At 42.2% G+C, this 7,369-nt stretch carries 6 protein-coding genes, 1 rRNA gene and 1 pseudogene; 5 read left to right on the forward strand and 3 right to left on the reverse strand.

Annotation, left to right across the window (positions count from 1 at the left end; translation table 11 throughout):
* Nucleotides 1-122: ribosomal RNA gene (locus T546_RS0122055) — 16S ribosomal RNA — on the reverse strand; the annotation flags it as partial.
* 550 nt (nucleotides 123-672) lie between these two features.
* The gene (locus tag T546_RS0122060) at nucleotides 673-2,238 is read right to left on the reverse strand and encodes an IS1096 element passenger TnpR family protein (protein ID WP_026893464.1); all 1,566 of its coding nucleotides are present in this window, start codon (nucleotides 2,236-2,238) and stop codon (nucleotides 673-675) included.
* Nucleotides 2,239-2,626: 388 nt separating this feature from the next.
* Between T546_RS0122060 and T546_RS0122065 the strand changes: the two genes are divergently transcribed.
* The 5 genes from T546_RS0122065 (at nucleotide 2,627) to phoU (ending at nucleotide 6,923) form a co-directional block, all read left to right on the forward strand.
* Nucleotides 2,627-3,550: a phosphate ABC transporter substrate-binding protein gene (locus T546_RS0122065; RefSeq protein ID WP_026893465.1), complete on the forward strand. Its 924-nt coding sequence runs from the start codon at nucleotides 2,627-2,629 to the stop codon at nucleotides 3,548-3,550.
* Nucleotides 3,551-3,627: 77 nt separating this feature from the next.
* A complete protein-coding gene (pstC, locus tag T546_RS0122070) occupies nucleotides 3,628-4,563 on the forward strand; it encodes a phosphate ABC transporter permease subunit PstC (RefSeq protein ID WP_026893466.1) in 936 nt (311 codons plus the stop codon).
* A complete protein-coding gene (gene pstA, locus T546_RS0122075; RefSeq protein WP_051630050.1) occupies nucleotides 4,556-5,458 on the forward strand; it encodes a phosphate ABC transporter permease PstA in 903 nt (300 codons plus the stop codon). Before pstC ends, pstA begins: the two co-directional genes overlap by 8 nt.
* A 2-nt stretch (nucleotides 5,459-5,460) precedes the next feature.
* Nucleotides 5,461-6,225 (forward strand): phosphate ABC transporter ATP-binding protein PstB, encoded by a 765-nt coding sequence (pstB, locus tag T546_RS0122080; RefSeq protein ID WP_026893468.1) that lies wholly within the window; start codon nucleotides 5,461-5,463, stop codon nucleotides 6,223-6,225.
* Nucleotides 6,226-6,260: 35 nt separating this feature from the next.
* Nucleotides 6,261-6,923: a phosphate signaling complex protein PhoU gene (gene phoU, locus T546_RS0122085; RefSeq protein WP_026893469.1), complete on the forward strand. Its 663-nt coding sequence runs from the start codon at nucleotides 6,261-6,263 to the stop codon at nucleotides 6,921-6,923.
* Nucleotides 6,924-7,219: 296 nt separating this feature from the next.
* Here phoU and T546_RS26045 read toward each other — a convergent pair.
* Nucleotides 7,220-7,369, reverse strand: a pseudogene (locus T546_RS26045) (IS256 family transposase); the annotation flags it as partial.

Consider the following 7,369-nt stretch of genomic DNA (forward strand, 5'->3'; position numbering starts at 1 on the left):
CGTCCGCCGCTAAGTCATCTTAAATTCCATCCGAAAACTTCCTTTAAAATGCTTCGCTCGACTTGCATGTGTTAAGCACGCCGCCAGCGTTCATCCTGAGCCAGGATCGAACTCTCAAATTAAATGTTCAATCCACGGTCAAAATCAACTACTAGCTAATTTATTTCCCGTTTTACTTGTTGTTTGGTTCGTATACAATTTCTTGTATTCGTTCTGAATTTCTCATTCAAAGCCGCTCAAACGCAGCTTATTATTAGAATTTTCAGGGTTTTACATACTGTTCAATCTTCTGTTTTCAAAGTGCTTTTTGTGTTGTCCACTTCAGGAGCAACTCATATATCTTATCATACTGAGTTGTCTTTGTCAACAACTTTTTTGTTTTTCTTTTTTCGCTGTTTTTCGACAGCTGGTATATATTAACATATCTTTGCGATGATGTCAATCATTTTTTAAATTTCTTCAAAACTTTTTCATCGGCTATCGATGTGTCTTAGAAGAAGTTTTTGCCGCCGTTTTCAGCGGCGAGTTATATCATACCAAAGCATTTGACAAAAGTCAACATATTTTTTAAACTTTTTAATCTTTTTTAAATATCATGTTTTTTTATACAATTTAGCAATTTAAAAAGAGCCTGAACCATGGACTGGGTCAGACTCCTTTATAAGCTTAAGCTTACTTATTTGCACAGCACTTTTTGAATTTCTTTCCGCTTCCACAAGGACATGGGTCGTTTGGATAGACCTTCTGTCCGGTCTTTCGCTGGGTAGAAACCTCTTCCAGGCCTTTCATTACCATCTCATAGGGCTTATGGCCGCGGTTAAGTACGAGTCTGGTATGATTCCATACGTCAGTGATAATGCTTGCAAAGCGATCCACGTGTTCGGATTCATTAAAAGTGATTCCCGACGCTTCCATATCTTCCATCACTTCCTGAAGCTGACCGCCCAGACTGATTTCAGCCTGAACCTGGCGCAGGATATATGGAAGCAAGTCCTCTGATACATTCATCTTCTCTTTTAAGAATTGGCTTAGCTGGTCTAACTCTGGTGTCATTAAGAAACCGTCATTGTCAGCCATGAAACGGATTTCCTGCTGAGTCGGGATATAATATGGAACCTTCTTCTGTACGCCAAGAAGATCCTTGTAGCTTTTCTGCTCTGCCAGGGCTGCATCTACGAAGCAGCCATCAAGCCAAACCACAAGACAGCGGTATGGAAGCAGCTGTTCATATGCCTGCATTAATTCTTCCTGGGTGAGTTTTTTTGCTTCATATTTATTAAAGGTTTCCAATAATACAGATGGAGGTGTAATGGCATAGAGAGAATTGGCAGCACAAAGGTAATCTCCGATGCTTGCCAGACGGCTCCGCTCCTCCTGGAATTCTGGGTTGTTGATGGCGGCGTATGCTTCTACTACCTCTTTTGCCACTTTTAATCTGGTATCAGACCCAGAGGTCAGATAGCCACCGGCATAGAGGTAATCAAGCTCAGCCATATCTTCGGTCAAGACCTGGGTATCATCTGCTGCCAGCTGCTCAAATAATTTCATTTCTGAGTCACGGACACAAAGGAAATACTTTCTCATGACTTCCTTATCTAAAATATAGGATATGGTCCGTTCTGTCAGCTCTTCCTTCTTTAATTTACCGAGCCCGCTGATGCCGTGTCTTTTGGCGATCTCTGCTATGCTGTTTTTATCATAGTAATGGAAGACTTCTTCCATATGAACTTCTTCTGATGAAGCTTCACCGCTCTGGCCTAAATTTCTGTTGACGGCATCTATGTCAAATTCCTTTATGCTTTGAGGGGCATTTTCAAGAAGATCGTAAAAAGCGGATAAGCCTCCGCAGTTTTCCGGTATAACGTCTCCTTTGAATTTTATTACCTGAGCATAGCTTTCTTTATAATCGGAATGAACCTCTTCCACCTGAATGACATGTTCCCAGTTATCCTTGAAATCGTAGGTATATGTAAATTTAACAGCCTGGGAGACCAGAGTATCAATGGTTTCACTCACTGGTATAGAGGTGAACTTTTTGGATTTACTTTCTCCGTAGGGGATAACCTGTATGCCCTCGGAACGGAACTCGAATTGGTACAGGTGTTCACCGCTCCAGGAAAATGCAGTCTGAATCACCTGATGTAGTCTTTCAAACGTAATCCCCTCCGGTACCAGAATCCTTCTCCATATCGGTGGCTTACTGCCTTTGATCGTGATTTTCAGTTGATATGCTCCCATGAAACGTCCTCCTGTCTCGTATCTTTCCTATCCGTTTTAAGGTAACGGATCTATTATGAAGTTTCTCTGTATAATAAAGCGCACGTTCCAATTTACCACACTTTATCCATTTCTGTCCAGTCTATTCCACATATTTTAACAGCGTAACTACAGGATTTTTTATGAAATGCTTCATTTTAGAAAGAAAGACTCCTTCTTTATAGAAGAAAAGGAATTGTAACGGTTAAAATGACAAATACTCCTTTATATAGAAGGAACTCGAATATACCTTCTTTACACAACCTTTACAATACTTATACAAAAACATGATATCAGGATTTTCTGCTGGCTGTTATACTCCAACATGTAAGCGAAAGCAATTTAACTCAGAAAAGAGGAGATAAAGATTATGAAAAAAAATTTGATGAAGACATTGGCAATTACAGGATTAACAATCCTTGCTATGGGTGCTTTGGCTGGATGTGGAAGCAAGAGTGCGGAAACAAAAGCTTCTGATACAACCACCACCGCTGCCGCTGCAAATGATTCAACTGCTGCCGGGTCCACAACTGGGAAAGAGGCTGCGAAAGGCGATTTAAAAGGCTCTATCAGCATGGTTGGATCTACTTCTATGGAAAAATTTGCGACAGCTTTAGGCGAGGTCTTCATGGAGAAATATCCAAGTGTTACCGTTCAGAGTGAATTCGTTGGTTCTGGAGCAGGTATTGAGGCGGTTGGAAATGGTTCTGCGGATATCGGTAATTCCTCTCGTAACTTAAAGGACGAAGAAAAAGCGAAGGGCATCAATGAAAATATTGTTGCTATTGATGGAATTGCAGTTATTACTGATGCTAAGAATGCGGCTGAGAACCTGACGAAGGATCAGTTAATTAATATATATAATGGAACAACGAACAACTGGAAGGATTTAGGCGGAACAGATCAGCCTATCGTAGTCATCGGACGAGAATCCGGATCCGGTACCAGAACTGCTTTTGAAGAGCTGTTAAAGTTAGAGAATAAATGCAAGTACAGCAACGAGCTGGACAGCACCGGCGCTGTTATGGCTAAGGTTGCATCTACTCCTGGTGCGATCGGTTATGTATCTCTTGATGTTCTTGACGATACCGTTAAAACCTTAAAGCTGGAAAATACAGACCCAACCCCTGAAAATATCAAAGCTGGCTCCTACTTCTTAAGCCGTCCATTCGTAATGGCTACTAAGGGTGAGATTTCTGCTCAGAATGAAAATGTAAAGGCTTTGTTTGACTTCATTTACTCTGATGAAGGAAAAGAATTAGTGAAATCTGTTGGTTTAATCCCTGCAAATTAATGGACTGACAGAATCATTTCCGGGGACGCAGCTGCTAAACTACGTTGCGTCCCTGTTTTTTGAAAGGAGCTGCTTATATGCAACCAAAGACATATTCCATATTCGGTGGCCATGGAAGTAAATCAGGAATCGAACGCGCTGCAGAGATTATCTTTACAATCTGCGGCTTCTTTGCTGTTCTGGCTGTGGCCTCAATCTCTTTATACATGCTCATAAGCGGTACTCCGGCACTTTTTAAGGTTGGTATTCTTGATATTTTATTTGGAACCACCTGGATGCCGGATGCCGCTACTCCTGGTTTTGGTATTCTTTATGTTATTCTGACTTCTATCGTAGGAACTGCCCTGGCTATTTTAATCGGCGTTCCCATTGGAGTCATGACTGCTGTTTTCCTGGCTGAGGTAGCCCCTCCAGGGCTTACAAGGCTGGTACGTCCGGCGGTTGAGCTTTTGGCTGGTATTCCTTCTGTTATTTACGGGCTTCTTGGTATTTTGGTTTTGAATCCGCTGATGTATAAGCTGGAGCTTAAGATTTTTGCAGGGTCCACGACCCATCAGTTTACTGGCGGTGCAAACTTAATTTCCGCTGTTTTGGTTCTGGCTCTTATGATTCTTCCTACTGTGATCAACATCAGCGAAACGGCTCTTCGGTCTGTTCCACAGCATTTAAGAAGTGCTTCTCTTGCCCTTGGCGGTACACAGATCCAGACCATTTTCCACGTAGTCATTCCGGCTGCGAAATCCGGTATCATCACGGCTGTCGTTCTTGGAACTGGCCGTGCCATTGGAGAAGCCATGGCAATCAGTCTGGTTTCTGGAAGCTCTGTAAATATTCCGCTTCCATTTAACTCAGTTCGGTTCCTGACAACGGCTATTGTTTCTGAAATGTCCTACTCTTCCGGGCTTCACAAACAGGTTCTCTTTACCATTGGGCTTGTATTATTTGCATTTATTATGATTATCAACGTATCGCTTAACAGCTTACTTAAGAAAGGAGGCGCACAGCATGATTAATCAGGTGGTTCTGCCTGCTCAGCATGGGACTTCTGCTTCTGGCAGCATTTATAATAAGAAGAGCCGTATCTCTGATACTATTTTACTGGTACTTATTTATCTTTGCGCTTCTATTTCTATCCTTGTTCTGATTGGTATTATGGGGTACGTATTTGTACGGGGCATTCCAGCCATCAGCCTTTCATTTTTAACAACCGTTCCCAGTACAATTAAAGGAACATTTGGAATTGTTGGAAATATTGTAAATACTCTTTATATTGTGGTGATTACCCTGCTCATTGCTACTCCTCTTGGGGTCGGGGCTGCAATTTATTTGAATGAGTATGCAAAAGGTGGTAAAATAGTCCGTATCATAGAATTTACCACGGAGACCTTAGCCGGTATTCCTTCTATTATCTTTGGTTTGTTTGGATATGTGTTTTTTGGTATTACTCTTGGACTTGGATATTCTATTTTAACGGGTGCACTGACTCTGGCTATTATGGTTCTTCCTCTGATTACGCGAACCACTCAGGAGGCCTTAAAGACCGTTCCGGCCAGCTATCGTTCCGGTGCTCTTGGTATTGGTGCGACCAAATGGTATATGATCCGCACCATTCTCCTTCCCAGTGCCATGCCTGGTATTTTAACCGGCATTATTCTGGCTATTGGACGTATTGTAGGAGAATCGGCCGCACTTTTATTTACAGCTGGAAGCGGATACCTTCTTCCCAAGGACTTTTTCGGAAAGATTTTTGAATCCGGTGGTACCTTAACCATTCAGCTTTACTTATGCATGCAAAAGGCAAAATACTCGGAAGCCTTCGGAATCGCAGTTGTTCTTTTAGTCATTGTTCTGGCTATCAACGGACTTGCGAAATTCCTTTCCCATAAATTCAACACGGAGGTCAAATAATCGTGAATACTAACACCGTTAAAATATCTTCCAGCAACTTAAACTTATATTATGGCACCAATCATGCCTTAAAGGATGTTAATCTGGAGCTGTATACCAATAAAATCACTGCATTTATCGGTCCTTCCGGATGCGGTAAGTCTACCTACTTAAAAACCTTAAACCGAATGAACGACCTGGTTCCCAATGTTAAAATTGAAGGAGAAGTCCTTCTGGACGGAGAGAATATCTACGATCAAAGAGTAGACACTACTCTGCTTCGAAAGAAAATCGGTATGGTGTTTCAGCAGCCGAATCCATTTCCCATGAGTATTTACGACAACGTGGCTTATGGCCCAAGGATTCATGGAATCAAACATAAAGCGGAACTTGATGATATCGTGGAAAAGAGCTTAAAGGGAGCGGCCCTTTGGGATGAGGTATCAAGCCGTCTGAAAAAATCTGCTCTCGGCCTTTCCGGCGGACAGCAGCAGCGTCTTTGCATTGCCAGAGCCCTGGCTGTGGAACCGGAGGTCCTGTTAATGGATGAACCTACTTCCGCTTTGGATCCTATCTCCACCTTAAAAATTGAGGATTTGATGGATGAACTGAAAGAGAAATATACCGTAGCCATTGTAACCCATAACATGCAACAGGCAACCAGAATCGCCGATCACACTGCCTTTTTCCTTGTAGGGGAGGTTGTGGAATATGCTCCTACCACCGAGTTGTTTACAGTACCTAAGGATAAGAGAACGGAAGATTATATTACCGGTCGTTTTGGCTGATGGATATGATAGCAGAACAATAAAGGAGAATCGTAATGACAACCAGAGTGAATTATGAGAATGAACTAAACCTTCTAAATGAAGATATTAAAGAAATGGGACGAATGGTGGAACATTCCATTGAACAGTGCTTTATTGCTTTTGAAGATCAGGATTTTGAGAAAGCAGAGGACATCATTAAGGGCGACAGAACCATCAATGATATGGAGCGCGCCATAGAAGCCCGCTGTCTTTCCCTGATTCTCCGTCAGCAGCCAGTAGCTGGCGACTTAAGAGTGGTATCCAGTGCCCTTAAAGTGGTCACAGACCTAGAGCGTATCGGCGACCATGCATCGGATATTGCAGAGCTGATACTTCGGATTAAGGGAGATCACGTGTATCATGTCGTACGTCACATTCCGGCTATGGCTACTGCTGCAAGGGAAATGGTTCGATGTTCGATTGAAGCTTTTATCACACAGAATATCGAGACAGCGAAACAGATCGAGCAGCAGGATGATGTGGTTGATGAATTATTTGATAAGGTAAAGACAGATGTGGTAGACTTGCTAAAGCAATCTACAGAGCATATTGACCAGTGTATTGATCTTCTGATGGTGGCTAAATATTTAGAGCGTATTGGGGATCATGCGGTAAATGTATGCGAATGGACAGAATTTTCAAAAACCGGCGCTTTGAAAAATGTACGGATATTGTAAAGCTACGAGCAGTGCGCCCTGAAAAGCGGAAATGCAGATAAGAATGCTTGCATTCTTATCTGCATTTTTGTATTTCAGGGCATACGGCGACAGCCGTCAAGCGAGAAGGAGCGCAGCGGATTCGAGACCGTTTCAAAGTCCGTGTAAACTCCAAAAACTGATATAAAATATTGATTGTTATTTATGGGCAAGGCCATTTTTCATTGGTTCTTGCCCATGCTTGTATTATAAAACTGTTTTTGGGGTTGTCAAGTAAAACTCCCCTTTGGCAGTCTTAATACCTCGCTCTTTGATTTTTAAGATAACCTTTCTTCAAAGAAGATCTCCAACTGGGAATGAATCTGACCCCAATCCTGTCGGTGACCCGTCCATTTTTTTGTGATATCCATAGTTGCCAGATACAGCATTTTTAGCAGGCTGTCATCTGTGGGGAATACCGTTTTACT

The organism is [Clostridium] aerotolerans DSM 5434, from assembly GCF_000687555.1.
Taxonomy (GTDB): domain Bacteria; phylum Bacillota; class Clostridia; order Lachnospirales; family Lachnospiraceae; genus Lacrimispora; species Lacrimispora aerotolerans.

What these genes read in the sequence shown, in the direction of transcription:
- T546_RS0122060 (WP_026893464.1), bottom strand. Translation starts at nt 2,238, where the DNA reads ATGGGAGCATATCAACTGAAAATCACGATCAAAGGCAGTAAGCCACCG.
- T546_RS0122065 (WP_026893465.1), top strand. Translation starts at nt 2,627, where the DNA reads ATGAAAAAAAATTTGATGAAGACATTGGCAATTACAGGATTAACAATC.
- pstC (WP_026893466.1), top strand. Translation starts at nt 3,628, where the DNA reads ATGCAACCAAAGACATATTCCATATTCGGTGGCCATGGAAGTAAATCA.
- pstA (WP_051630050.1), top strand. Translation starts at nt 4,556, where the DNA reads ATGATTAATCAGGTGGTTCTGCCTGCTCAGCATGGGACTTCTGCTTCT.
- phoU (WP_026893469.1), top strand. Translation starts at nt 6,261, where the DNA reads ATGACAACCAGAGTGAATTATGAGAATGAACTAAACCTTCTAAATGAA.